The 25611-nt window shown below is 59.5% G+C and carries 24 protein-coding genes and 1 pseudogene; 16 read left to right on the top strand and 9 right to left on the bottom strand.

What is annotated here, in order from left to right:
• Window positions 1-68: 68 nt before the first annotated feature.
• The gene (gene arsB / locus ACZ5Q2_RS05815; RefSeq protein ID WP_432210369.1) at window positions 69-1133 is read right to left on the bottom strand and encodes an ACR3 family arsenite efflux transporter; all 1065 of its coding nucleotides are present in this window, start codon (window positions 1131-1133) and stop codon (window positions 69-71) included.
• Window positions 1134-1142: 9 nt separating this feature from the next.
• A pseudogene (locus ACZ5Q2_RS05820) lies at window positions 1143-1235 on the bottom strand (arsenical resistance protein ArsH); the annotation flags it as partial.
• Window positions 1236-1352: 117 nt separating this feature from the next.
• Here ACZ5Q2_RS05820 and ACZ5Q2_RS05825 point away from each other — a divergent pair.
• The 3 genes from ACZ5Q2_RS05825 to arsJ are packed head-to-tail and all read left to right on the top strand — an operon-like array spanning window position 1353 to window position 4362.
• Complete coding sequence (locus ACZ5Q2_RS05825) at window positions 1353-2117, top strand: metalloregulator ArsR/SmtB family transcription factor (protein ID WP_432210368.1); 765 nt, start codon at window positions 1353-1355, stop codon at window positions 2115-2117.
• Between the two features lie 45 nt (window positions 2118-2162).
• Window positions 2163-3167 (top strand): ArsJ-associated glyceraldehyde-3-phosphate dehydrogenase, encoded by a 1005-nt coding sequence (locus ACZ5Q2_RS05830; RefSeq protein ID WP_432210367.1) that lies wholly within the window; start codon window positions 2163-2165, stop codon window positions 3165-3167.
• 1 nt (window position 3168) lies between these two features.
• A complete protein-coding gene (arsJ, locus tag ACZ5Q2_RS05835) occupies window positions 3169-4362 on the top strand; it encodes an organoarsenical effux MFS transporter ArsJ (protein ID WP_432210721.1) in 1194 nt (397 codons plus the stop codon).
• 7 nt (window positions 4363-4369) lie between these two features.
• Here arsJ and ACZ5Q2_RS05840 read toward each other — a convergent pair whose 3' ends face one another.
• On the bottom strand, window positions 4370-4996 hold the full coding sequence (locus ACZ5Q2_RS05840) for a porin family protein (RefSeq protein WP_432210366.1): 627 nt from the start codon (window positions 4994-4996) through the stop codon (window positions 4370-4372).
• Between the two features lie 115 nt (window positions 4997-5111).
• Between ACZ5Q2_RS05840 and ACZ5Q2_RS05845 the strand changes: the two genes are divergently transcribed.
• The 7 genes from ACZ5Q2_RS05845 to ACZ5Q2_RS05875 all read left to right on the top strand — a co-directional run bounded on the left by ACZ5Q2_RS05845 (window position 5112) and on the right by ACZ5Q2_RS05875 (window position 13725).
• On the top strand, window positions 5112-5783 hold the full coding sequence (locus ACZ5Q2_RS05845; RefSeq protein ID WP_432210365.1) for an SDR family oxidoreductase: 672 nt from the start codon (window positions 5112-5114) through the stop codon (window positions 5781-5783).
• Window positions 5784-5790: 7 nt separating this feature from the next.
• Window positions 5791-6399, top strand: a complete 609-nt coding sequence (locus ACZ5Q2_RS05850) for an ABC transporter ATP-binding protein (protein WP_432210364.1) — start codon at window positions 5791-5793, stop codon at window positions 6397-6399.
• Window positions 6386-7183 (top strand): ABC transporter permease, encoded by a 798-nt coding sequence (locus ACZ5Q2_RS05855; protein WP_432210363.1) that lies wholly within the window; start codon window positions 6386-6388, stop codon window positions 7181-7183. Before ACZ5Q2_RS05850 ends, ACZ5Q2_RS05855 begins: the two co-directional genes overlap by 14 nt.
• A gap of 17 nt (window positions 7184-7200) precedes the next feature.
• Window positions 7201-8436: an MFS transporter gene (locus ACZ5Q2_RS05860; RefSeq protein ID WP_432210362.1), complete on the top strand. Its 1236-nt coding sequence runs from the start codon at window positions 7201-7203 to the stop codon at window positions 8434-8436.
• Between the two features lie 43 nt (window positions 8437-8479).
• Complete coding sequence (locus tag ACZ5Q2_RS05865; protein ID WP_432210361.1) at window positions 8480-9571, top strand: tRNA-queuosine alpha-mannosyltransferase domain-containing protein; 1092 nt, start codon at window positions 8480-8482, stop codon at window positions 9569-9571.
• A gap of 82 nt (window positions 9572-9653) precedes the next feature.
• Complete coding sequence (nifJ, locus tag ACZ5Q2_RS05870) at window positions 9654-13055, top strand: pyruvate:ferredoxin (flavodoxin) oxidoreductase (RefSeq protein ID WP_432210360.1); 3402 nt, start codon at window positions 9654-9656, stop codon at window positions 13053-13055.
• Window positions 13039-13725, top strand: coding sequence for a beta/alpha barrel domain-containing protein (locus tag ACZ5Q2_RS05875; RefSeq protein WP_432210359.1), 687 nt, complete (start codon window positions 13039-13041; stop codon window positions 13723-13725). The genes nifJ and ACZ5Q2_RS05875 overlap by 17 nt, the downstream gene beginning before the upstream one ends.
• Before the next feature lie 58 nt (window positions 13726-13783).
• Here the strand turns inward: ACZ5Q2_RS05875 and ACZ5Q2_RS05880 are convergent, their stop codons facing one another.
• On the bottom strand, window positions 13784-14188 hold the full coding sequence (locus tag ACZ5Q2_RS05880) for an acyl-CoA thioesterase (protein WP_061330874.1): 405 nt from the start codon (window positions 14186-14188) through the stop codon (window positions 13784-13786).
• A 191-nt stretch (window positions 14189-14379) separates the two neighbouring features.
• Between ACZ5Q2_RS05880 and ACZ5Q2_RS05885 the strand changes: the two genes are divergently transcribed.
• The 5 genes from ACZ5Q2_RS05885 to phoU all read left to right on the top strand — a co-directional run bounded on the left by ACZ5Q2_RS05885 (window position 14380) and on the right by phoU (window position 19884).
• On the top strand, window positions 14380-15429 hold the full coding sequence (locus ACZ5Q2_RS05885; protein ID WP_061330873.1) for a substrate-binding domain-containing protein: 1050 nt from the start codon (window positions 14380-14382) through the stop codon (window positions 15427-15429).
• A gap of 144 nt (window positions 15430-15573) precedes the next feature.
• The gene (pstC, locus tag ACZ5Q2_RS05890; RefSeq protein WP_432210358.1) at window positions 15574-16962 is read left to right on the top strand and encodes a phosphate ABC transporter permease subunit PstC; all 1389 of its coding nucleotides are present in this window, start codon (window positions 15574-15576) and stop codon (window positions 16960-16962) included.
• Complete coding sequence (gene pstA, locus ACZ5Q2_RS05895) at window positions 16955-18232, top strand: phosphate ABC transporter permease PstA (RefSeq protein WP_432210357.1); 1278 nt, start codon at window positions 16955-16957, stop codon at window positions 18230-18232. The genes pstC and pstA overlap by 8 nt, the downstream gene beginning before the upstream one ends.
• Before the next feature lie 11 nt (window positions 18233-18243).
• Window positions 18244-19131 carry a phosphate ABC transporter ATP-binding protein PstB gene (gene pstB / locus ACZ5Q2_RS05900; RefSeq protein ID WP_432210356.1) on the top strand — a complete coding sequence of 296 codons (888 nt, stop codon included), beginning with the start codon at window positions 18244-18246 and terminating at the stop codon, window positions 19129-19131.
• Window positions 19132-19161: 30 nt separating this feature from the next.
• The gene (gene phoU / locus ACZ5Q2_RS05905; RefSeq protein WP_432210355.1) at window positions 19162-19884 is read left to right on the top strand and encodes a phosphate signaling complex protein PhoU; all 723 of its coding nucleotides are present in this window, start codon (window positions 19162-19164) and stop codon (window positions 19882-19884) included.
• A gap of 351 nt (window positions 19885-20235) precedes the next feature.
• Here the strand turns inward: phoU and ACZ5Q2_RS05910 are convergent, their stop codons facing one another.
• From ACZ5Q2_RS05910 to mnmH, 5 genes are all read right to left on the bottom strand, one after another.
• Complete coding sequence (locus ACZ5Q2_RS05910) at window positions 20236-20601, bottom strand: histidine triad nucleotide-binding protein (protein ID WP_432210354.1); 366 nt, start codon at window positions 20599-20601, stop codon at window positions 20236-20238.
• A gap of 41 nt (window positions 20602-20642) precedes the next feature.
• On the bottom strand, window positions 20643-21938 hold the full coding sequence (locus tag ACZ5Q2_RS05915; RefSeq protein WP_230712836.1) for an FAD-dependent monooxygenase: 1296 nt from the start codon (window positions 21936-21938) through the stop codon (window positions 20643-20645).
• Between the two features lie 77 nt (window positions 21939-22015).
• The gene (locus ACZ5Q2_RS05920; RefSeq protein WP_230712838.1) at window positions 22016-22573 is read right to left on the bottom strand and encodes an aminoacyl-tRNA deacylase; all 558 of its coding nucleotides are present in this window, start codon (window positions 22571-22573) and stop codon (window positions 22016-22018) included.
• Between the two features lie 160 nt (window positions 22574-22733).
• Complete coding sequence (locus tag ACZ5Q2_RS05925; RefSeq protein WP_432210353.1) at window positions 22734-23567, bottom strand: mechanosensitive ion channel family protein; 834 nt, start codon at window positions 23565-23567, stop codon at window positions 22734-22736.
• Between the two features lie 136 nt (window positions 23568-23703).
• Window positions 23704-24813: a tRNA 2-selenouridine(34) synthase MnmH gene (gene mnmH / locus ACZ5Q2_RS05930; protein WP_432210352.1), complete on the bottom strand. Its 1110-nt coding sequence runs from the start codon at window positions 24811-24813 to the stop codon at window positions 23704-23706.
• 106 nt (window positions 24814-24919) lie between these two features.
• Here mnmH and ACZ5Q2_RS05935 point away from each other — a divergent pair, with 106 nt between their 5' ends.
• Window positions 24920-25579 carry a 50S ribosomal protein L11 methyltransferase gene (locus tag ACZ5Q2_RS05935; protein ID WP_432210351.1) on the top strand — a complete coding sequence of 220 codons (660 nt, stop codon included), beginning with the start codon at window positions 24920-24922 and terminating at the stop codon, window positions 25577-25579.
• The last annotated feature ends 32 nt before the right edge of the window (window positions 25580-25611 follow it).

Below are 25611 nucleotides of genomic sequence, written 5' to 3' on the forward strand. Positions count from 1 at the left end.
GGGCGGGGCTGAACAGGCAGTTGAGATTACCCGCAGGACAGGCGTCGCGCGGGCAGGTTTCCGTTCGCTCAGGCAGGAAAGTGGCCTCGGGTCTTGTTGGCAATGCGCACCAGCATGAGCATCAGCGGTACTTCCACCAGCACACCAACCACCGTGGCCAGCGCTGCGCCGGACTGCAAGCCGAACAGCGCTATGGCGGCGGCCACCGCCAGTTCAAAGAAGTTGCTGGCACCGATCATGGCGCCGGGTGCAGCAATACAGTGGCGTACCTTCCACAATTTTGCCCAGCCGTAGGCAATAAAGAAGATCAGCACGGTCTGGATGATCAGCGGCACGGCAATCAGGGCAATGTGCAGCGGGTTTTCCAGAATAACCTCGCCCTGGAACGCGAACAGCAGTACCAGTGTGACGATCAGGGCCGCCGGCGTCACCGGGCCGAGGCGTTTCATGAACACCTCGTCGTACCAGCGCTGGCCGTGGCGTGCGATCAGGGTTCGGCGGGTCAGGTAGCCGGCGGTGAGCGGAATCACGATGTACAACACGACTGAGAGAATGACCGTATCCCAGGGCACCTGGATGTCAGAAATACCCAGCAGGAACACGACAATCGGCGCAAAGGCAAACAGCATGATGATGTCGTTCAAAGACACCTGCACCAGGGTGTAGGCGGCGTCACCACGGGTCAGGTAACTCCAGACAAACACCATGGCAGTGCACGGAGCAGCACCCAGCAGGATAGCGCCGGCCAGGTATTCGCTCGCCAGCTCGGGCGCAATGAAGGGCTCGAACACCACCATCAGGAAGAACCAGGCGATGGCAAACATGGTGAAAGGCTTGATCAGCCAGTTCACCGTAGTGGTGATAGCCAGCCCCTTGGGCTCTTTGCGCACCCCGACAATGGCGCTGAAATCAATCTGGGCCATCATTGGGAAGATCATTGCCCAGATCAGGATAGCGATGGGGATGGATACCTGTGCGTATTCAAACCGGGACAGGGTTTCCGGCACGGAGGGCGCCAGTTGGCCCAGCGCTACGCCGGCAATAATCGCCAGGGCTACCCAGACAGACAGATAGCGCCCGAAAATCCCCATGCCGCTGGATGAGGCTTCCGCGGCCAGTTCGTTACTGCTCATTGCACTTCCTTATATGGAACGTTGGTTCACGCGCTTGGACAATTGTTCTGCACTTTCCCTGCGCTCGGAATAACGATCGGTCAGATAGTCGCTGCGGTCCTGCCGTGCTGGGCTGACTGGGGTTTCATGATTCCGGTTTCGTCCTTTACGACATCATCTTGTCACACTATTATGCATAAAATTAGATATTCGTAAAAACGTATATTTCGGGATGTGAATATGAAGCGCCGAGTTCTGTTTATCTGTACCGCAAACAGTGCCCGTTCCATCATGGCAGAGGCCTTGCTGCGGCACATGGCCGGAGACCAGTTTGAAGTGGCCAGCGCCGGCACCCAGCCCACAGAGCCGCATCCGCTGGCGCTGCAGGTATTGTCCGAGGCCGGTATTGCCACCGAAGGGCTGTATAGCAAACAGCTGGCCGAGCTGAAGGGTCAGTACTGGGATTACGTGATCACCCTGTGTGAAAAAGCCGCCCGGGAATGCACCGCCGCTTGCCAGGGTGCCCAGCAGATTGCCTGGGACTTTCCGGACCCGGCAGAGACCAACCGCCACGCTACGTTTGCCCTGACGTTGAAAGATCTGAAGGAGCGCCTTGGCCTCTTTACCCTGGTGCACCAGAAAGAAACCGGCCTGAAACCCGCCGACTACAGCCCGGTTGCGATCTTCAAGGCCATGGCCGACGACCTGCGCCTGGCCGCCCTGTTACTGATCAAGGATCAGGAAAAGCTGTGCGTATGTGAACTGACCGAAGCCTTCGAGGTGTCGCAACCAAAAGTCAGCCGCCACCTGGCGAGTCTGCGGGATGCCGGGCTTCTGGAAACCGAGCGGCGTGGCCAATGGGTCTATTATTACCTTAACCCCCGGCTACCGGCCTGGGTGGCGCGGGTGCTGGATGAGACCGCTCAGAGTAACAGGGCATTGATTGAGCGTCCCTTGGCGCAATTGCTGGCGATGGCAGACCGGCCTGTTGTGCAGTGCCCCTGATCATTTCATAAATACACGGATTGCGAACGTCGCAAGGAGATCACGATGAGCAAGATCAAAGTAGGTATTAACGGATTTGGACGCATTGGTCGGCTGGCGCTGCGGGCTGCCTGGGACTGGCCGGAACTGGAGTTCGTTGCCATCAATGACCCGGGAGCAGGTGCGGCAAGCCTCGCGCACCTGCTGAATTTCGACAGTATCCATGGCCGCTGGAGCCATGAAGCCAGTGCCGATGGCGACGACATGGTGATTGAAGGCCAGCACCTGCGCGTTACCCGGAATCGGGCCATTTCGGATACCGATTGGTCGGGTTGTGATCTGGTGATTGAAGCCAGCGGCGTGAACAAGAAAGTCGAGGTTCTGCAGGCCTACCTGGACCAGGGGGTGAAGCGGGTGGTCGTCACCGCGCCGGTAAAGGAAGCGGGCGCCAAGAACATTGTGATGGGGGTGAACGAACACATCTTCGACCCGGCCACCGATCGAATTATCACCGCGGCCTCTTGCACCACCAACTGCCTGGCCCCGGTGGTTAAAGTGATCCATGAGAAACTGGGCATCAAGCACGGTTCCATCACTACCATTCACAGCCTGACCAACACCCAGACTATCATTGATGCGCCCCACAAGGATCTACGCCGGGCCCGGGCCTGTGGCAGTTCACTGATTCCCACCAGTACCGGTTCCGCCACCGCGATTATCGAGATCTTTCCGGAGCTCAAGGGCCGGCTGGGCGGCCACGCGGTGCGGATTCCGCTCACCAACGCATCACTGACTGACTGTGTGTTCGAGGTGGAAAAGCCCACAGATGTGGAGACGGTTAACCGGCTGCTGAAAGAAGCCGCCGAGGGCGAGCTGAAAGGCATCCTGGGGTATGAAGAGCGTCCATTGGTGTCCATCGATTACAAAACCGATCCCCGTTCATCCATCGTTGATGCGCTGTCCACGTTGGTTATCAACGGCACCCAGGTGAAGATCTACGCCTGGTACGACAACGAGTGGGGTTATGCCAACCGTACCGCCGAGCTGGCGCGCAAGGTGGGCCTGGCCTGATATGAATGCCGCCATTCGCCAGTATCTGGTCATCACCGGCAACTACTGGGCCTTCACCCTCACGGATGGAGCCCTGCGGATGCTGGTGGTACTGCATTTCCACCAGCTGGGTTACTCACCCCTGGAAATTGCCCTGCTGTTCATCTTCTACGAGTTCTTCGGGGTGGTAACCAACCTGGTGGGCGGTTATCTGGGGGCCCGTATGGGCCTGAACCGCACCATGAACATCGGGCTGTTCCTGCAGATTGTGGCGCTGGCCATGCTGGCGGTGCCGGCGGCCATGCTGACCGTGCCCTGGGTGATGGCGGCACAGGCGTTGTCTGGCATCGCCAAAGACCTGAACAAAATGTCCGCCAAGAGTGGCATCAAGTTGCTGGTGCCGGATGAGCAACAGGGCACCTTGTACAAGTGGGTGGCCATTCTCACCGGCTCCAAGAACACCCTTAAAGGGGTAGGTTTCTTCCTGGGTGGCGTGCTGCTGGTAGCGGCCGGCTTTACCGGTGCCGTGGTGATCATGGCGGTGGCTCTGGGGTTGGTATGGCTGGCCAGCCTGTTCCTGCTTAAACAGGAGCTGGGCAAGAGCAAGGCCACGCCCAAGTTCACTGATATTCTGTCCAAGAGCCGGGCGATTAACGTGCTGTCTGCCGCCCGGATGTTCCTGTTCGGCGCCCGGGATGTGTGGTTTGTGGTGGCGTTACCGGTATACCTGCACACCGTATTTGGCTGGGACCACTGGAAAGTCGGCGGCTTTATGGCGAGCTGGATTATCGGCTATGGCTTTATCCAGACCATAGCCCCCAGGATTACCGGCAATATGGAAGGCAAGAAACCGGCGGTACTCTGGGCGGCGTTCCTGGCGCTTATCCCGGCAGCCATTGCCAGTGGCCTGATGGTGGGCTGGTCCCCACAGGTGATCATTGTCGGGGGGCTGCTGCTGTTCGGCGTGTTGTTTGCCATCAACTCCTCCCTGCACAGCTACCTGATCGTCAGCTACGCCCGGGGCGATGGCGTCTCACTGGATGTAGGGTTCTATTACATGTCCAATGCCGCCGGCCGGTTGTTGGGTACTATCCTGTCCGGTTGGGTGTATCAGGTGTATGGGTTGGAAGCCTGTTTGTGGATTTCGGCGGGGCTGGTGGCCATGGCGGCTTTGCTATCAATCATGCTACCTGAACGGCGGCAGGTGGTGGCCTGAGCGGGTATTAAAAACGCACCACCAGGCCAGCACTGGCTTCTACCTGCAGGTATCCACTGCTGCGGAACTTGAGCTCACATCCCCCGGAGCAGAACACCGAGCCGCCCGAATCCAGGGCGGTGTAGACACCCCGCAGGTCCAGTCGCAGGCGCAATTGTTCACTCAGGAAAAACTGGTAGCCGCCGCCGAGTGACAGGGCGGCTCGGTGATGTGTGTCGTAACTGGAATCGTCCGGCTCCAGCCGGGTAACGCCCAGCACGCCAGAGACAAACCCGCCATAGGTTTTACCGCCCGGAAAGTAGAGCCCGCCAAACTGCAGCTGGTAGATGGTCAGGTCGATGGACCGGGTGCCCGGTGCGAATAACCCGTTGTCCAGCCTGGCCGAGGTGTTTTGCCGGCCAAAGTAGAGCTCCCCCTGTTTGCCGGCTTCCGGCAGGTCGAAGTTGACCACGAGCCCATGGCTGACGGAATCGCGAAAGCGGATCTGGTCATCGGTGCTGGCGCCGGCCGTCTCGATATCCACCGAGCCACCCATGCGGTAACCGGCAAACGGTGACAAACCGATGTCTGCCGTCGCCGGTGATGAGGCCAGCGCCAGGGTGAGTGTGACAGCTGTGAGGGTTCGAATGTTCATGGGCGCCGATACTTTGCGGTGGGTTACTGGCAAGATGGTGTGCAATGGTGTAACCATTACAGATTCGGCAGACCCTGCCAATAGGGCTGAACAAACCGTGTAGAAGGGAGGTGTTATGTCTGAACCCCAAGTGGTTGTTATTACCGGTGCCAACCGTGGCATTGGCCTGGAGCTGGCCCGGCATTATGCGGGGCAGGGCTGTGAAGTGATCGGGGTGTGCAGGCAGTCCTCGGATGAACTGTCAGAAGTGGCCAAGCAGGTGATTGACGGGGTGGATGTCACCACCGATGCCGGTATTGAGAAACTCACGTCGGCGCTTGTGGGTAAGTCCATCAGCCTGCTGATCAACAACGCCGGGCTGTTGCAGGATGAGCAACTGGGTAACATCGATTTCGATTCTATTCGCACCCAGATGGAAATCAACGCCTACGCACCCCTGAGGGTCACCGAAGCTCTCGTGCCGCTAATCCGTGAAGGTGGCAAGATCGCCAACATCACCAGCCGCATGGGTTCCATTGCCGATAACGACTCCGGCGGCCGCTACGGCTATCGCGCCTCCAAGGCGGCCCTCAACGCTTTTGGCAAATCACTGGCAGTAGACCTGAAACCACGGGGCATTGCGGTGGCTCAGTTGCATCCCGGTTATGTGAAGACCCGTATGGTGAATTTTGGTGGTTTGATCACTCCGGAAGAGTCCGCCAAAGGGCTGGCCGAGCGCATTGCCAACCTGAACCTGGAGAACTCCGGTTCGTTCTGGCACAGCAACGGTGAGGAACTGCCCTGGTGAGCCGGTTTTGACGGGCCTGTTGCTGGATCAGGTCAGCGTTGGTGCCCTTACCGGGGTGTCACTGGCGGTACCCGCTGGCCGGGTAGTCTGTGTGTCCGGGCCATCCGGCAGTGGTAAAAGTCGGTTATTGCGGGCAGCGGCAGACCTGGAACCCCACGGTGGAGAGATTTCCCTGAATGGCACCAGCCAGGGCGCGGTGCCGGCCCATCAGTGGCGACGCCAGGTGGTGATGGTGCCGGCGGACAGTCAGTGGTGGTTTGACGAGGTGAGTGCCCACTTTCCCGAAGGGGGCGGCGAACGGCTGCCTGCCGCTTTGGGGTTCCCTGCGGACGTGATGGCCTGGTCGGTCAGCCGGCTGTCATCCGGTGAACGGCAGCGGCTGGCATTGTGGCGGGCATTGGCCCTTAAGCCACAGGCGCTGTTGCTGGATGAGCCGACGGCGAATCTTGATGGCGACAGCACCCTCAACATTGAAAACTGGCTGCTGGACGAGATTCACCGCCAGCAGATTGCAACTTTATGGGTAGCCCACGACCCGGCCCAGATTCGCCGCGTGGCGGATGCCCACTATCGGATTCGCGGAACGGCACTGGAGCCCGAACATGGAAGTGATTGATCTGGCCTGGTGGAAGCTGGTGCTGGCGGCGCTGCTCATCCTGGCGTTGGCATTAACCAGTCATATGGCCCGGCTGGGTGTGTCCCGCAGTCTGTTGATTGCCACTGTCCGCACGGTTATCCAGCTGGCCCTGATCGGGCTGGTACTGGAAGCGCTCTTTGCCTCTTCGGCGTTCTACTGGATTGCCCTGCTGGCGCTGATCATGCTGTTGGTGGCTGGCCGGGAGGTGGTGGCGCGCCAGGGCCGGCGCCTGCGTGGCTGGTGGGCGTTTGGCATCGGTACCGGGGCCATGTTTGTGTCCTCTTTTACGGTGACGGTGCTTGCGCTGACGGTGGTGATAGGCCCCGACCCCTGGTATGCGCCCCAGTACGCCATTCCGTTGCTGGGAATGATGCTGGGCAACACCATGACCGGTGTCAGCCTGGCCCTGGATCGCCTGAATGACTCGGTGTGGCGCCAGCGGGCAGTGATCGAGAACCGGCTAATGTTGGGCCAGACCTGGCAGCAGGCGTTGGAGGATATCCGCCGGGACGCCATGCGCAGTGGCATGATGCCGTCCATCAACGCCATGGCTGCGGCCGGGATTGTCAGCCTGCCGGGCATGATGACCGGTCAGATTCTGGCGGGCAGCCCACCGGCGGTGGCGGTGAAATACCAGATTCTGGTGATGCTGATCATTACCGCCGGCACCGGTTTTGGAGCCGTCATGGCGGTGGGCTGGGGTGGTCGCCGGCTGTTCGATGAGCGGGAGCGGCTGCGGCTGGATCGTTTGATAGAATCCTGACCGGGCACCAAAGTAGCATGGGTACTCGAGCGGCTTTGGGGCTAGGCTTGGGCTTCACCCGCAATAAAGACAACAAGATGATCGGACTACTGCAACGTTATCCCCTGCCAGTGATTGTATTGGCACAACTGTTTGGCACGTCCCTCTGGTTCAGTATCAATGGGGTCTGGTTATCCCTGGCTGGTGAGCTGGGGCTGGCGGAATCGGACCTGGGGCGGCTTACCCTGTCGGTTCAGGCCGGTTTTATTGTCGGTACGCTGGCTCTGGCGGTGACCGGGCTGGCCGACCGTTTTGGCGCCAGTCGTATTTTTCTGGTTTCCAGTGTGCTGGGCGCCCTGGCCAATGCCGGTTTTGTACTGGTTGCGGGGGTGTTTCCGGTGGACAGCCTGTTGCGATTCGCCACTGGTCTGTGCCTGGCTGGTATCTACCCCCTGGGCATGAAGCTGGTCATTGCCTGGACGCCCAAGCACGCAGGCGCCGCTTTGGCGTGGCTGGTGGGCATGCTCACGCTGGGGACTGCACTGCCTCATCTGATGCGGGGTGCTACGCTGGGCCTACCGTGGGAATGGCCGTTGCTGGCGGCGTCGGTTCTGGCGCTGGCCGGCGGTTTGCTGGTGTTCCTGCTCGGCGATGGCCCGCACCTGCCCAAAGCCAAGGGTGGGCTACCCATCACTCAGGGCCTGGCAGCCCTGCGAATTCCCCGGTTCCGGGCGGTTGCCGGCGGTTACTTTGGCCACATGTGGGAGCTCTATGCGTTCTGGACTCTGGTGCCGTTACTGATTGCCCGGGAGTTAAACCGCCTGGGGCAGGGTGAGGCTCTGGTGCCCTGGCTATCGTTCGCGGTCATCGGTATCGGCGCGGCCGGCTGTATCGGCGGTGGCCGGCTCAGTCGAACCCGGGGCAGTGAGTGGGTGGCGCGGCGGGCGCTGGTGGCCTCCGGGGCGCTGTGCCTCCTGTACCCCTGGTTGAACGGCCTGTCGCCAATACTGCTGATCGCGTTACTGATGATCTGGGGCATTGCCGTGGTGGCGGATTCGCCCCAGTTCTCGGCTCTGGCGGCGGCTACCGCACCGAAAGAAACGGTTGGTTCCTCACTGGCGGTGATGAATGCCGTCGGGTTTGGTCTGACGCTGCCGGCTATCTGGATCACCAGCGGGCTCTGGAGTCCCTGGAGTGTGTGGGTGGCGTTACTGTTGCTGCCGGGCCCGGTGTTCGGATTGCTGTCGCTGGGCCGAGGCAAGGCGCCAGCCTGATACAATAGCCCGATTCCAGCCGCCCCATCTGTTACGGACCGCCATGACCCCGCGAATTCTTCTGTTATCCGCCTACGACGCCGCCAGCCACCAGCGCTGGCGGAACCAGCTGGTGGCGATGTGCCCCGACTATCACTGGCAGACCCTGACGCTTCCTCCCCGGTTCTTCCAGTGGCGCATTCGCGGTAACCCGGTAAGCTGGCTGGCCGAGCCATGCCTGTCACAACCCTGGGACCTGATAGTCGCCACGTCCATGGTGGATCTGGCCACCCTGCGGGGCCTGCATCCCCAGCTGGCAACCACTCCCTGCCTGCTCTACATGCATGAAAACCAGTTTGCCTTCCCGGTGAGCGAACAGCAGCAGGGTCGGCTGGAGCCGCAGATGGTGAATCTATACAGTGCGCTGGCGGCAGACGCGGTGGCGTTCAACAGCGCCTGGAACCGGGACAGTTTCTTGCGGGGCGTTGACGCCTTACTGGACAAAATGCCCGATGCTGTGCCGCCGGGGGTGGTGCAGGCATTAACAGAGAAATCCCGGGTGCTGCCGGTGCCGATTGAAGACCGCCTGTTTGTCGACCAGGGGCGCGCCTTGAACTGGCGGTGCCCACACCTGCTCTGGAACCATCGCTGGGAATACGATAAGGGGCCGGATCGCTTGCTGACGTTTTTGCAGACGCTGGCGGGCCGGTCCATGCCCTTTCGTTTGAGTGTGGTGGGTGAGGGCTTCCGCCGTTACCCGGAGGCATTTGACCGGATCCACCATCAATTTGCTGGTTACATCGAGCACTGGGGTTATATGGACAGTCGCGATGAGTACGACCGGTTGCTGCGCGAGGCAGACGTTGTTTTGTCCACAGCTTTGCACGACTTCCAGGGCCTGGCGGTGCTGGAAGCCATGGCGTCGGGCTGTGTGGCCCTGGTGCCGGACCGGCTGGCGTACCGGGAGTATGTGCCCGAGCATTGCCGTTACCGGAGTGATGAATCGAGCCCGGAAGAGGAAGCCAGGGCTGGGGTTAACTGCCTGGAACAGATCATGGTGGATAAACCCGCTTCTACTTCCCCTGATGCCTGGCGGGCGTCTCGGTTGGCGGGGCGTTACCAGGCCCTGCTGGATGACCTGATTGCTGGCCGTTAGGTTGGTCTGGCGCCAACTTGCGGGCCTCACAGGCCCTGCCTAGACTGGATATTATCCCGCCGTTTCAACAAGGATGGTATCCATGGAGTTCCGCACCCTCGACGGCAACGAAGCCGTTGCCTCAGTGGCCTATCGGTTGAGTGAAACCATCGCCATCTATCCGATTACTCCGGCCTCTGTCATGGGGGAGCATGCCGACGACTGGGCGGCCCTGGGCAAAACAAACGTTTGGGGCCAGGTACCGGGTGTGGTGGAAATGCAGTCCGAAGCCGGCGCGGCCGGCGCCATGCACGGCGCCTTACAGGCGGGCTCACTGGTGACTACGTTCACTGCCTCCCAGGGCCTGCTGCTGATGTTGCCCAACCTGTATAAAATTGCTGGCGAGCTGACGCCGTTTTGCATGCACGTGGCCGCCCGCAGCCTGGCCACTCACGCCTTGTCGATCTTCTGTGACCATTCCGATGTCATGAGTGCCCGGGGTACCGGCTTCGCCCTGCTGGCCTCGGGTTCAGTGCAGGAAGCCCAGGACATGGCCGCGATTGGTCACGCAGTTACGCTGGAAAGCCGGGTGCCGGTGATGCACTTTTTCGACGGCTTTCGTACCTCCCATGAAATCGCCAAGATTGTTCCGCTCAGCGACGATGAACTGAAAGCATTGGTGCCTTATCAGGGCATCGAGGCACATCGTAACCGCCGGATGACGCCCGACCACCCGGTGCTGCGAGGCACCTCACAGAATCCCGACGCCTTTTTCCAGTCCCGGGAAGCGGCCAACCGGTTTTATCAAGCCTTCCCGGATCATCTCGAAGCGGTGATGTCCCGCTTTGCCGACATTACCGGCCGGCGGTACAAGCTGTTCGATTACGTTGGGCATCCGGAAGCCGAGCGGGTGCTGATCCTGATGGGTTCCGGGGCGGAATGTGCCCATGAAACCGTGGAATGGCTGATGGCCAAAGGCGAAAAAGTGGGTGTGCTCAAAGTGCGCCTGTTCCGGCCGTTCGCCACCGAGCGCTTCCTGAAGGCGCTGCCGGATACCGTGCAACATCTGGCCGTGCTGGACCGCACCAAGGAACCCGGCGCCCAGGGTGAACCCTTGCTGCTGGAAGTCAGTGGCGCGCTAATGGAAGCGTTCAGCCGGGGCGATCGGCCCAATCTGCCCCGGGTGATCGGCGGGCGTTATGGCTTGTCCTCCCGGGAGTTCACCCCGGCCATGGTCTGCGCGGTGTTTGAGCAACTGCAGGAGCCGGCACCAAAAACCCGCTTTACCGTGGGAGTGCGGGATGACGTTACCCATTTGTCGCTGGAGGTGGACAGCGAGCTGGATATCGAATCGCCGGAAACCCGGCGGGCGCTGTTTTTTGGCCTTGGTGCCGATGGCACGGTCAGCAGCAACAAGGCCAGCATCAAGATTCTGGGCGAGGGCACCGATCTGTTCGCCCAGGGGCACTTTGTTTACGATTCCAAGAAATCCGGTGCCACCACCGTCTCCCATCTGCGCTTCGGGCCGCATCCCATTCGTTCCAGTTACCAGATTAGTCAGGCCCAGTTTGTGGCGGTGCACGCGCCGCAGTTTCTGGAGAAGTTTGACGTGCTCGAACACGCTGCGCCCGGGGCGACGGTGCTCTTGAATGTGCCCTGGCCAGCGGAGCAGGCCTGGGACCAATTGTCGGTGGAAGCCCAGCGGGTACTGGTGGAGCGCAAAGCCAGATTGTTCGTGATCGACGCCGCCAGCGTAGCCGAACAGGCCGGGCTGGACCGGCGAATCAACACGGTGATGCAGGTGTGCTTCTTTGCCCTGGCCGATATCCTGCCCCGTGACGAGGCCATTGCCCATATCAAGGAATCCATTCGCCATACCTGGGGCCGGCGCGGGCCGGAGGTGGTGCGGCGCAATGTGGAGGCGGTGGATTCCGCCCTGGATAACCTGCATGAAGTGCCGGTGCCCGGTTCAGTAACCGCCACCCGGACCCGGCCCCCGAGAGTGCCGGAGCATGCCCCGGACTTCGTGCAGAAAGTTACTCGGCTGCTGATGGATGGCCAGGGCGATAAACTGCCGGTCAGCGCCTTCCCGGTGGATGGCACCTGGCCCACTGGCACCAGCCAGTACGAGAAGCGCGCCATTGCCCAGGAGATTCCGATCTGGGAATCGGACCTGTGCGTGCAGTGTAATTTCTGCACCATGATTTGCCCGCATACCGCCATTATCAGCAAGGTATTCGAGCCGGACAGTGCTAAAGATGCTCCCGATAGCTTCCTTGCGGTGCCGGAAACCCACACGCCGGAGCTGGAAGGGCTGGACTACCGGGTTCAGGTGGCGCCGGAAGACTGCACCGGCTGCGGCTTGTGCGTGGAAGTCTGCCCGGCGAAGGATCGTACCCAGCCCAAGCGCAAGGCCATCAACATGCGCCCCATTGAGGAACATGTGGAGGGTGAGGCTACGAACCTGGCCTTCCTGCGCAGCCTGCCGGATATACCCCGAGACCGAGTTCCCCGGGACTTCAAATCCTTACCGCTGCTGATTCCCCTGTTCGAGTATTCCGGAGCCTGTTCGGGCTGCGGCGAGACCCCTTATATCCGGTTGCTCACCCAGTTGCTGGGCGACCGGCTGATGATTGCTAATGCCACCGGCTGCTCCTCCATCTATGGCGGCAACCTGCCCACCACCCCTTACACAGTCAATGCCGATGGCCGGGGACCCACCTGGAACAATTCGCTGTTCGAGGACGCCGCAGAGCTGGGCCTGGGTATGCGTATGGGCCTGGGCAAACTGGCTGGCCGGGCCAGGCAGTTGCTGGAAGATATGAAAGCGCAGCTCCCTGTTGAACTCTACCAGGCCCTGACCAGCCCCTGTGTCACTCTCGACGAGAGCGCCATGGCGTCCCGGCGCGAAGCCGTAAGCCAGTTGCGTGACTGGCTCGAAGGTCAACAAGGCTCTGAGGCACAGGAGTTGGATAACCTGGCGGATGAGCTATGCCCCAAGAGCGTCTGGGTGATTGGTGGCGACGGCTGGGCCTACGACATTGGCTACGGTGGGCTGGACCATGCCCTGGCTTCGGGCCAGAACATCAAACTGCTGGTACTGGATACCGAAGTCTATTCCAACACCGGTGGCCAGCAATCCAAGGCCACGCCCATGGGGGCGGTGGCCAAGTTTGCGGCGGCGGGCAAGGAAACCCGCAAGAAAGACCTGGGGCTGCTGGCCATGAGTTATGGCCATGTGTACGTGGCCCAGATTGCCATGCAGTCTCACAGTAACCAGGCCACCAAGGCCCTGCAGGAGGCCGAAAGCTTTGATGGCCCGGCGTTGATCATCGCCCACAGCCCCTGCATTGCCCACGGCTACGACCTGGTGCACTCCCCGGCTCAGCAGAAGCGGGCGGTGGACAGCTGGGCCTGGCCGTTGTACCGGTTTGATCCTCGCCGAATAGAGCAAGGCCTGCGTGCAGGCCGGCGCCGGTGCAGTGGTGATGCATTCGCTGTTTGAGGAGCAGCTGGTGGCCGAGCAGATGGCCGCGCACCGGTTTATCGATTCCCGTATCAACATGGATGCTGAGGCTCGCTCGTTTTTTCCGGAATCCGAGATCTTCGAGATGGGCTCCGGCAGTTACCTGCAACGATTGCAGCAGCTGAAAGTGGAGCTGGGCGTGCCGGTGATTGCCTCCCTCAACGGCGTTTCCCCCGGTGGCTGGACCCAGCATGCCACGGAACTTGAGCAGGCCGGCGCTGAAGCGGCAGGGGCCAGGGGCCTGGTGCTGTTCAACCGGTTCTATCAGCCGGATATTGATCTGGAGCAGCTGGCATTGAGCCGGGAGGTGGTGTTGTCTACCAGTGCCGAGCTGCCTTTGCGCCTGCACGCCATGGCCAGGCTGTATAACCGCACCGGCATGGACATGGCAGCGTCTGGGGGCGTTCACACGGGCGACGATGCCGCCAAAGCGATCCTCTCTGGTGCCACGGTGGTACAGCTGGTTTCGACGGTTCTGCAACACGGCCCTGCCGCCTTCGAACGGCTGGGGGGTGAACTCACCACGCGCCTCGCCAGCATAGGCTATCAATCCCTGCAGGAGGCCCGTGGCGCCTTGTCACTGGATAATGTGCCGGATGCCGGCACCTGGGAGCGATTGAACTATGCCCGGCTGCTGCACGGATGGTAGTCGTCCCGATAGGGAGCCAGGCCGGGATGCATACCGGCCCTGAGCCATCAGCGGAACATCAGTGGCTCTGGTCCGGTACTTCCCGGATGCGGCCATGCTCATCTATGGCTACGTACACGAACAGGCCTTCAGTCACCTTGCGCGGGTTCTTCGAGGTGCGGTCGAGGGTCCACACCTCTACATTGATTTTCATGGAACTGCGGCCGATATCCACCAGCTCGCAGTAACAGCCCACCTGGGAGCCCACCCGCAAGGGTGAGAGAAATTCCATCCGATCCATGGCCACGGTGGCATTGCGGCCCTGTGAAATACGCCCGGCCATGGTGGCGGCGGCGATGTCCATCTGCTTGACCAGCCAGCCGGCGAACACATCGCCGTTGGGGTTGGTGTCTGAGGGCAGGGGTACCACCTGCAGGGTGAGTTCCCCGCGGGGTTTGGGTTTGTCGTCATCGTATGCAGTCATGGGAGTCGCCTGTAGATACTTATGAGTTGTTTTCCCTGCATGGTAACGGGCTGGCGGCGTGCTGCAAGAAAATTTGAACAATGACGTCTATATTTCAAATGCTGTAACAAAGTTGTCACAGACACTCCTTAGGATGCACTCATCGGTAAAGCAGATCCATACACAACGTCCACCGATATTGGAGACTTAACGTGATGAAACTGAAAGCAGCTCTTGCCTCTGTTGCCCTGGCTGGCAGCATTGCGGCGGTATCTACCCCGGCCATGGCCCGTGATACCGTAAACATCGTGGGTTCTTCCACGGTTTACCCGTTCGCCACTGTGGTTGCCGAGCGTTTTGGTCGTAACACCGACTTCCCGACCCCGAAACTGGAATCTACCGGTTCCGGCGGTGGTCTGAAGCTGTTCTGCGCCGGTGTTGGCACCCAGCACCCGGACATCACCAATGCTTCCCGTCGCATGAAGACCAGTGAGTTCCAGGACTGCCAGAACAACGGTGTGAAGGACATTACCGAAGTTCGTATCGGTTCAGACGGCATTGTGCTTGCTAACTCTTCACAGGCTGAGAAGATGGATATCTCCCTGCGCCAGCTGTTCCTGGCCCTGGCGAAAGACGTTCCCAACCCGCAGGGTGGCGAGAATCTGGTACCGAACCCCTATAAGAAGTGGAGCGATATCGATTCCAGCCTGCCGGATATGGCCATCAGCGTAATGGGTCCGCCTCCGACTTCCGGTACCCGTGACGCCTTCGTCGAAATCGCTATGGAAGGTGGCTGCAAGACTTACGATTGGATCAAGTCCAAGAGCAAGGGCGATATGCGCGCCATCTGCCACAACATCCGTGAAGACGGTGCCTTCATTGAAGCTGGCGAAAACGACAACCTGATCGTTCAGCGTCTGGCCCGCGACACCGGCACCTTCGGTATCTTCGGCTACAGCTTCCTGGACGAAAACCGTGGTCAGATCCAGGCCAGCACCATCGGTGGCGTTGAGCCGACTCAGGAAACCATCGGTGACGACAGCTACCCGGTTGCCCGTTCCATGTTCTTCTACGTGAAGAAAGCCCACGTGGGTGTGGTTCCTGGCATCCAGGAATACGTCAACGAATTCACCAGCGAAGGCGCCTGGGGTGACAACGGCTACCTGGTAGACGTAGGCCTGATCCCGAACCCGCGCAACGTTCGTATGCAGGCGGCCAAGGATGCCAAGGCTCTGAAGTCCATGACTGGAAACGAGCTGTAAGATTCTGCAGCGAAAGGTCAGGGATGATCGAAAATGAGAGGAACGCAGCCGGCAGGCTGCGTTCCTTTGTTGTATTCCGTAAAGATCCTTCGGGTTTGCTGGCACAATAGGTCAGCGTGAAACCCTTTCAGGAAAGAGACAGTTATGCAATCGGCCAATTTGTTGCCTATCGTTCTGGTGCTCGCAGTGGTGGCGTACAGCCTCGCCTATATGCGATCGCGCGCCGTGGCGGAGCCTCTCGGTGGTATACGCAATCTCAAATCACTGCCGTTTTACTATGCTGCACGGGCGGCATTGTGGTGCGGAATCCCCGCGTTGATTACGCTCGGATTGTGGGCGGGCTTTGAAGGCAAGGTTATCCAGAATATTGTTATCGGGTCCCTGCCTCCGGAGGTCATTCCCCAGTCGGCCGGGCATGCCAGCCTGGTGGTGTCCCAGATTGGCAATGTCGCGGCGGGCAAGCTCAACCCGGAGTTCGTACCGGAGCATATTGCTGGTGCTGCGTCGTTATTAGAGACGTTGCGTGACCAGAGCAAGAATTTCAAAACGATTCTGGTGCTATTGATTGCGGTGCTGGGTGCTGTTGTGGCCTGGTTCCGGGTAGCGCCTCATATTAACGCCCGTGAGAGTGTCGAAACCACTCTGCGGAGAATCTTCTTTGTGTGCGCCGCAGTAGCCGTAATGACTACAGTGGGCATCATTTTTTCGGTGATCTTCGAGACCATCCGGTTCTTTGGCAAGGTGCCTTTCTGGGAATTCTTCCTGGGTGCCAACTGGAGTCCCCAGACTGCGCTCCGGGCCGACCAGGTAGGTGCCGATGGCTCCTTTGGCATGATTCCGCTGTTTACCGGTACGTTGCTGATTTCCGCCATTGCATTGATTGTGGCCGTGCCGGTTGGTTTACTCTCGGCGGTCTTCCTCTCCGAGTACGCCGGTAAAAAGGCCCGATCTGTGATCAAGCCACTGATGGAAATGCTGGCGGGTATTCCGACGGTGGTTTACGGGTTCTTCGCCGCCTTGACCGTGGCGCCGTTTATCCGGGACCTGGCCGAGACCGTGGGCCTCAATGCTTCGTCCCAGAGCGCACTGGCCGCTGGTCTGGTGATGGGGGTAATGATTATCCCGTTCGTGTCCTCGTTGTCTGACGATGTGATCAACGCGGTGCCCCAGACCCTCCGAGACGGATCTCTGGCTCTCGGTGCCACTCCATCTGAAACCATGAAGCAGGTGATATTTCCGGCAGCACTGCCCGGCATTATGGGCGGTATTCTGCTGGCCGCTTCCCGCGCCATTGGTGAAACCATGATTGTGGTGATGGCCGCAGGCCTGGCAGCCAACCTCACGGCCAACCCGCTGGATTCTGTCACCACCGTCACCGTACAGATCGTCACCCTGCTGACCGGCGACCAGGAATTCGACAGCGCCAAGACCCTGGCAGCCTTTGCCCTGGGCATGATGCTGTTCGTGGTGACACTGATTCTGAACGTGATTGCTCTCAAGATTGTGCGTAAATATAGGGAACAGTATGACTGATCAACGCTCCCAGGCGGAGATTGTCCGCCAGTCCCTGAAACGCCGGTATCGCAAGGAACGGCGGTTCCGCGCCTACGGTATGTTGGCCATTGCCATCGCCCTGTCGGCCCTGGTGATCCTGTTTGCCGATATCATTGGCAAGGGCTACACCGGGTTTATCAAAACCACCATTACGCTGGATGTGCATCTGGATGGTGAAGCCATGTATCTGGACGATCCTACCGATGCAGACCAGCGTTCCATGGCCGATTTCAATGCACCGATCATCACCGCCCTCGGTGACCTGATCCCGGGTGTTGAGGATCGTGCCGCCCAGCGTGAACTCAGCCGACTGGTGGGCAGTTATGGTTCGAGCCAGATTCGTGACTTGTTGCGCAGTCAGCCGGAACTGCTGGGCACGACCCAGACGCTGACCTTTCTGGCCCACGATCGTGTATCGGTGTATGTGAAGCATGCGGACAATGACAACTACAGCGTTCGCTTGTCTGACCAGCAGATCGAATGGGTAGATTACCTGGTGGAGCGAGGTGTTATTGAGACCGCGTTCAACGACGTATTCTTCCAGTCTGGCGATTCCCGGGAGCCGTCTAACGCCGGTATTCTGGGCGCTATCATCGGTTCATTACTGACCATGGTGGTGACCCTGCTGATTGCCTTCCCTGTCGGGGTGGCCGCAGCGGTCTATCTGGAAGAGTTCGCGCCCCAGAACAAGCTGACCGATTTCATCGAGGTGAACATCAACAACCTGGCGGCGGTGCCGTCGATCATCTTCGGTCTGCTGGGCCTGGCGGTGTTCATCGGGTTGTTTGGCATGCCCCGTTCGGTGCCGGTGGTGGGTGGTCTGGTACTGGCGCTGATGACGTTGCCTACCATCATCATCTCCAGCCGTGCCGCCATCAAGAGTGTGCCGCCCTCCATTCGCGAGGCAGCTGAGGGCATCGGGGCTTCCAAGATGCAGGTGGTGCTTCACCATGTGGTACCCCTGGCGATGCCGGGCATGATGACCGGTTCCATCATCGGTATGGCGCAGGCGCTGGGTGAAACCGCCCCGTTGCTGCTGATCGGTATGGTCGCGTTTATTGTGGAGATTCCAGACGGCTTCTTTAGCTCCGCCACGGTACTGCCGGTACAGATCTATCTGTGGGCAAGCAGCGCGGAACAGGGTTTTATCGAATTGGCGTCAGCGGGCATCATGATCCTGCTGACCTTCATGATCAGTATGAATGCACTGGCCATTTGGCTGCGCAAACGTCTTGAGCGCCGGTGGTAAGGAGAGTACTAATGAATACCATGAATCCGACAATCACGAGTGAGGCGGACATGCCGGCAGACACTATTATCCCGGTAAAAGACGAGCGGCCAGCGGAAACCGTCATTGAAGAAGGCGCGACCGTTGGGGTTCCTCTGTCTGATGATCCCAAGTTCAAGCTGCGTAATGTCGAAGTGTTCTATGGTCAGGATCGGGCCATAAAGAACGTCAGCCTCGACATTGGCCGTAACGAAGTCATTGCCTTTATCGGGCCTTCCGGCTGCGGCAAATCGACTTTTCTGCGGTGCCTGAACCGGATGAACGACAGCATTGATATCTGCCGGGTCAAAGGTCAGTTGATGATTGATGAGCATGATATCTACGACCCGAAGCGGGACGTAGTCGAGCTGCGGGCTCGGGTGGGCATGGTGTTCCAGAAGCCCAACCCGTTTCCCAAGTCGATCTACGACAACGTGGCTTACGGCCCCCGAATTCACGGCCTTGCCAACCGTAAATCCGATCTTGATGACATCGTTGAGAACAGTCTGCGCAAAGCCGGTCTTTGGGAAGAGGTGAAGGATCGCCTGGATGCCACCGCGACCGGCATGTCTGGCGGCCAGCAGCAGCGCCTGTGTATCGCCCGGGCCATTGCTGTTAGTCCGGAAGTGATCCTGATGGACGAGCCATGCTCGGCCCTGGACCCCATCGCCACGGCGAAAGTGGAAGAGCTGATTGCCGAGATGTCTGAGAGTTACACCATCGTGATCGTCACCCACTCCATGCAGCAGGCAGCCCGGGTTTCTAACCGCACCGCTTATTTCCATTTGGGACACCTTGTGGAGGTGAACGAGACTGACAAGGTATTCACGTCGCCGGAGCACGAGCTGACCGAATCCTACATTACTGGCCGCTTTGGTTAAGGGCACCGGGGAACACTGGAGATATCAGATATGCCGAATAAAAAGGATGATGTATACGGGGATCACATTTCCCACAAGTTCAACAACGAGCTGACCGAGCTGAAAACCCAGTTTCTGAACATGGGTGGTCTGGTTGAAAGCCAGGTTGAGCGTGCGGTTCAGGCGCTGGTAGACGGTGATGGCCACCAGGCCGAAGACGTCCGTGCCGGTGACAAGAAGGTCGACAAAATGGAAGTGGACCTGGACGAAGAGGCAACGTTGATCATCGCCCGTCGCCAGCCCACGGCGCGGGATTTGCGGTTGGTGATTGCGGTGATCAAAATGGTCGCGGACCTGGAGCGAGTTGGCGATGAGGCCAAGAAGATCGCCAAGATGGCCATCAAACTGTCCGAAGAAGGCCAGGCGCCCCGTGGCTATGTCGAGATCCGCCATATTGCCAGCCATGTTTTGAGCATGCTGCACGATGCGCTGGATGCGTTTGCCCGGTTGGATTCGGAGCAGGCGTTGCGGGTGATGAAGGAAGACAAGCGGGTGGATGAGGAGTATCAGGCTGCTGCCCGTACGCTCTTGACCTTTATGATGGAAGATACCCGCAATATTTCACGGTGTATGTCGGTGATGTGGGTGCTTCGTGCGTTAGAGCGGGTGGGTGATCACGCCTGTAACATTGCCGAGAACGTCATTTTCATGGTCAAAGGCGAGGATGTTCGCCATACGCCCGTGGAAGAAGCCGAGAAGGTGGTTGGCCGTTAACGTTAAAATCCCGTTCCCGTTGTCTTGGGGGCGGGCCGCTATGCCGTAGTGCCTTCCGGGACACGCTCGAGCCGTCCCTGGTCGCTCAGCTTTGGCCATCCCTGGCCAAAGATGGTCCCGGAAGGCACTACGGCACATCGGCCGACCTGACTCCAGAGCTGTTTTCACCAAAATCGTGTTTTAGTCTGTCAGCCTACCTCTCAAGCTTCGGGCACGCGGGCTGGTATGGCTGTTTGGGACTATCTTTGGCCATGGATGGCCAAAGCTAAGCGAGCATGGATGCCTTGAGCGTGTCCCAAACAGCCATACCAGCCCGCTTGCCTACTCCAAAGCCCTGGAACAGGTAAAAACTCAGGCCTGCTTCATCTTTTCAGTATAAGGCGGCCAGCCCAGCGGTTTGCCGGCAAGAACGTGAAGGTGGATATGGAACACTGTCTGCCCCGAATTTTCGCCGCAGTTCATGACAACCCGATAGCCATCGTCGGCAAACCCCTTCTCTTTGGCAATCTTCGCTGCCACCACATACAGATGCCCCACCAGTTCCCGATCATCCTCGGTGATGTCGTTGATCGTGGCGATGGCCTTCTTCGGAATAACCAGGAAATGCACCGGCGCCTGAGGGTTGATGTCGCTGAACGCCAGGGCAAGGTCATCCTCGTAGAGAATGTCGGCGGGGATTTCCCGGTTGATGATCTTGGTGAAAATCGTCTCTGACATGGTGGCTCCTTTTCGATTGTCTTTGGGATTATTGTTCGGTGTTAAAGCTGGTTCAGACCCGGAATCCGGGAAGTGATCTGCCTGACCACGGCCGGCAGCTCTTCATCCAGGCCCATGGCGTAGCGGGCTACACCGTTGCGGGCGAAGGGCAAAGCGCGGGCAGCGCCCAGGCCCAGGTTGCGAGCCAGGTGTACCGGCGGGATGGCGTTGCTGAACAGATGGTAGAACAGGTCCATGGCCAGCATCATGCGGCGGTTGGCGGGCCGGCGTTGCTGTTCGTATAGCGCCAGCCAGTGCTGGCTGGCCAGGTCATCGCCGCTGCGTCGGGCTTCTTTCAGCAGGCCCTGCAGGCATTGGGCGTCCTGGAAGCCCAGGTTCACCCCCTGGCCGGCCAGGGGGTTGATGGTGTGGGCGGAGTCGCCGGCCAGCACCACGCGGTTCTGGACATAGCGCTTGGCGTGCTGGCGGGCGATGGGGAAACTGGCTTTGGCGTCGATGTGGGTCAGCGGCGGCAGGCGTGCCGGGAAGGCCTTGCGGATTTCCGTCATCAGGGTGCTGTTGTCCATGGCTTTGAGTTCGGCCAGCCTTGCCGGGCTGTCGTACCACACCAGTGATCCCCAGGTTTCGCCGGGGTATTGCTCACCTGCACTGTGTAACGGCAGGAAGGCTCTGGGGCCGCTGGGGTAAAAGCCCTGCCAGGTAATGTCCTCGGGCTGGCCCAGGTAGCGGACTGAAATCACCATGGCTTGTTGTTCGTACTGGTCACGGGTCACGCCAATGCCGGCCAGTTCCCGCACTCTGGACATGGCGCCGTCCGCCCCGACAATCAGTTGGGCGCTCAGTTCTGTACCATCGTCCAGGGTTATCGTTGCACGCTCGGCATTCTGTGTCAGTGCCTTGAGCCCCTGGCCGGTAATCAGCGTGACGTCGGGTTCGTCCTGTAAGGTTTGCCACAGGGCGTTCTGGGTGATGCTGTTTTCGACGATATGGCCCAGATGGCCTGCGCCGAGATCGGTTGCGTTGAATTCCACTTCGGTCAACGAGCCGGGCAGCAGGCGGCTGAGTGGGTGCGGGGTCTCGTCCCACACGGCCAGGCGGCGATAGGGTGTGGCGCGCATGGCCTGAATGCGGGGCCAGGCGCCCAGGCTTTGCAGATAGCGCTCGCTGCCGGCACTGAGCGCTGATACCCGGATATCGGGGCTGGCATCCGCGTCAAAGTCCGAGGGCTCGGCCTTATCAATCAGGCCGACCTTGATGCCCTGCTGGCCAAGGCCATTGGCAAGGGCGGCGCCAACCATGCCGGCGCCAACGATGATGATGTCAAATGCTTGGTTCATATCCGGTTCCTGTCTGATGGCATCAGTTTACGCGATGCCACGGGCCAGACAAGCGACCGGGATCAATCCGCCGGGTTTCAGTACCCCGCGAGTCTGGAGACGGTCTTTTCCTCAGTGGTTTCCGGCCGTTGACGGCCTTTCGTCAGCCAGGCCGGTTTCTGGGCGCCTGGCCGGGTGAAGCCTTGGTTGATCACCATGGGGTGAACCAGTTGCAGGAAGTCTGCGGTTTTCATGTGAATGGATTCGGTGTGGGTGCCGGCGGCGAAGGCCAGTTCCGGCTGCTCCGTCAGCACTTCGGCGCAATAGACCGTCATGCCGAACAGGTTGCCGAACGGTGGCATGGCGCCCACCTCGCACTCGGGAAACCGGTCCTGGAATTCCTGTTCGTCGGCAAGATCCACGAAATCGGTGTCCAGCACCCGGGAAAGTCGATCCCAGCGCACCCGCCAGGTAGCAGGCATCACCAGCATGGCCATTTTGCCATCGAGTTCGATGATGACGGTTTTTACAACCCGGTCGCCGGCGATCTTGACGTGGTGGGCCAGCTGCTGGGCCGTGAAGGCAGGGGGATGGGAGAGGCACATGTATTCCACACCTGCCTCTTCCAGGAACTCTGTTAACTGCTTCACCGGCATAGTCACAACCTCCTGACAGCATGGTCGGTGTTGTGGAGCCATCCGCCGTCCCGGGCCTGGCCCCGATGGCAAGAGGGGCGGGCGCCCCTTCTTACCGTCAGCCTAGCCCAGGTTGAGCTGTTTGCGAGTATCCATCTGTATTTGTGTGTAACGGTTCCGCTCAATCGGCTTTGTACATGTGAACATCGCGCTGTGGGAACGGGATGGATACGCCCTCGGCATCAAACGCCTTCTTGACCTTTTCCTGCATATCCCAGTAGAACGGCCACAGGTCTGCAGATTTTGTCCAGGCCCTTACTGTCAGATCAACGGAGCTGTCTCCCAGGCCGCCAACCACAATCAGAGGTTCCGGGTCTTTCAGGGCGCGCTCGTCCTCCTCGATCAGGCGCTTGCAGATAGCTTTGGCCTTATCGATATCGTCGTTGTACCCGATGCCGAAAGTCATGTCGCAACGACGGGTTTCGTAGGCACTCATATTGACGAGACTGGCGTTCGAGAGGCTGCCATTGGGGATGACAATACGGCGATTATCGAATGTGTTTACCACGGTATACAGGATCTGGATTTCCACCACGCTACCCAGGAACCCCTGAGCCTCGATGACATCGCCAACTTTGAATGGTTTGAAAATCAGAATCAGTACGCCACCAGCAAAGTTGGCCAGGCTGCCTTGCAGGGCCAGGCCAACGGCCAGACCGGCGGCACCGATAACCGCGATGAATGAGGTGGTTGCAATGCCAATCATGGACGCGACCGAGATCAACAGCATGACCTTCAGAAGCGCGCTGATGAGGCCGCACAGGAATTTGTTCAGAGTGGGGTCTTTCTGCCCCAGTTTCTTGTCAAGTACGTCGACAAAACGGTTGATCAGCCACATACCCACGATCAGGGTTATGATGGCCAGCAACACCTTGGGGGCATAGGCCATGGTCAGGGCGACTGCCTGATCCATCCATTGGGTAGCCTGCCCGTCGGCACTGAAGAGGTCTTCCATAGGGGAGCTCCTTGTTCGTTAGTGTTTTTTGAGGTGTAACTGCCTGGACAATCGATTGCCGCAAGGGAATCTGACTCTACGCAGTATAGAGCACAAATGGATTAAACCTGCATTGCGTAGAGATGTTGTAATCGCTTTATTTCAGGAGCTTGTGGTGGTTTCTGGCGTAGTCGCGAATGGTTTCCGGATTGCCGCGCACAAGAATTCGCCCCTGTTTCTGGCTGAGCTGGTAGTCGTACATCGGGTCGTAATAGTCGTTGAGCAGGCTTTCAATCCAGGCATGGTGGCCGTCCAGGGCGCCGGTCGCCTGTTGCTGGTCGAGCGCCTGGGTCATCAAGTCTCGGAGCTGCTGGTAGCGTTCACCACCCAGGCGCCGGCGTATCCGGTCCAGGGCGCTGAGCAGGTAATCCCGGAAGTTGAGCCAGCCGGCCTCTTCACCGTCTCTTGAAAGGTAGTCCTGTAGCATGGCCTCGACATAGTCGGCACGTATAATCGCAACCCGTTCTTCCATGGGCTGTTCAAGGATCATCAGCGGCGATTCCGCCATTCGCGCCCGCAGGGATTCAGGCAGGGCGCAGCGGCCGATCAGTCGGCTTTCATCTTCCAGGTAGATTGAGCCACCAGTCAGATGATGCGCCTTCAGCATGGCAACCGCCAAACGGTTCTCGAAGTCTATCTGGGAAGGTTGCGGCGTAACCTGTCGGCCAAAACTGGAGCCTCTGTGATTAGCCAGTCCCTCAAGGTCGACCGGATTGGGCAGGTCAAGCAGCACGCGGGTTTTGCCAGTGCCGGTGCGGCCGCTGAGAATCCGGTAATCACCGTTGGCAATCAGTTGGTCCAGGCTGTCGATCAGGAAACGCCGAAGCGCCTTGTAGCCACCCTTCACCAGGGGGTAGTCAATGCCTGCGTCTTTGATCCATTGCTGGGTCAGCCGTGAGCGTAGCCCGCCACGAAAGCAGAAAAGGTATCCCTCGGGGTGTCTGGCGATGAAGCGGTTCCAGGCTTCTATGCGCTGCGCCTTGATGTCGCCTGAGACCAGCTGATGGCCCAGCTTAATGGCTTCGTCCTGACCTTTCTCCTTGTAGCAGATACCCACCCGGTGCCGTTCTTCATCGTTCATCAGCGGTGCATTTTCAGCACAGGGAAAGCTGCCTTTGGCAAACTCCACCGGTGCCCGCACATCCATTAACGGGATGTCGTTCAGGAACAGGTTGAGGTAGTCATCGGTGTCGGGTCTGCTGGCCATTTCCACGAGTCGCTGTTACTCAGAGTGAGGCGGCAGTATACCGGACTGTTGATATCCCGGCCAAAGGGTACAATGCCGCCTCGGAAACGGCCTGAAAGGACCAGTGATGAATCCGGAAACACTCAATCTGCACCTGCGCAAAACCCTTAGTCGCGGCCGGGTGGCCCAATCGGCGCCGGCCGGCTGCCCGAGTTTGCCGCTTTACCTGTTTGATCCGTCTGTGCTTGAGGGGCCAATAAGTCATGACGAAGCTCAGGCGGTCGTGGCGGAGCCGGCCTATTGGTCGTTTTGCTGGGCCAGTGGCCAGGTGTTGGCCCAGTGGATTCTGGACCACCCGATGCTGGTGGCGGGCAAGACGGTGCTGGATTTCGGCTCCGGGTCAGGTGTGGTCGCGGTAGCGGCAGCCCGGGCGGGGGCCGCGCGGGCCATTGCCTGCGATATTGATCCGGCAGCGCTGGATGCTGCTGCAGCCAACGCCGAGTTGAACGGCGTGCAGGTGGAGCTGTGCGCAGACTGGGCGCAGCGGCCCGGGCATCTGGACCTGGTCACCGCGGCTGATGTGTTGTACGACCCGGAAAACCGGCCGTTGCTGGAGGCCTTTCGTGCGTCCGCTGAACAGGTGTTGCTGGCAGACTCCAGAATCAGGAACCTGGCCAATCCGGCCTATAAAAAGCAGGCAGTGATTGAGGCCAGAACCTGGCCGGATCTGAATGAATTCGAGGAGTTCAACAAGGTGCGCATTTATTTCGCGCGGGGCAGGGTGTAGCCGCAAGCCGTCAGGCGTGGCAGAAAAAATAA

This window comes from Marinobacter alkaliphilus (assembly GCF_055394375.1).